This is a genomic window from Gemella sp. GH3, assembly GCF_013415425.1.
Classification (GTDB): Bacteria; Bacillota; Bacilli; order Staphylococcales; family Gemellaceae; genus Gemelliphila.
Genome location: NZ_JACBYC010000057.1, coordinates 1 through 413, shown reverse-complemented (window position 1 = coordinate 413; position 413 = coordinate 1). Strand labels below are relative to the sequence as shown.

The window sequence follows — 413 nt, the reverse complement described above, 5'->3', positions numbered from 1 at the left end:
GAAAATATCATCATTGAATCAATGATTTTCAGAATGGGAGGTATCTAACTTGGCTGAGAAAAAAGGTTTTAATTTTAATATTATAAAAAATGACCCATTAGATGGACATAAAGGAACGAATATCGGGTCAATTAGTTTAGATAATATTGCACCTGTTTTTATAGATGTTGAAAATAAAGAAGCTTTTATTGATATTGGCGGGATGCATGCACGTGCAAAAGTTGAAAAAGGTGTTAAATGGATTAATGATAAAGAGCAAGTTGAAGGCGACGAAGCTAAAGAATATTGGTTGTGTTGGGTGACTACAGAACGTAGTGAACAAGGACCGTACTATGCAGGTGTCACAGCTTGTTACTTATTAGTGAATAGAAGTATCCGTCGTGGCTATAAGAGTATGCCTGAACATGTAAATA

At 34.4% G+C, this 413-nt stretch carries 1 protein-coding gene; it reads left to right on the top strand.

What is annotated here, in order from left to right:
- Positions 1-49 precede the first annotated feature (49 nt).
- Positions 50-413: YwhD family protein (locus HZY83_RS01560; RefSeq protein ID WP_179942342.1), on the top strand; the 364-nt coding region annotated here is incomplete at its 3' end.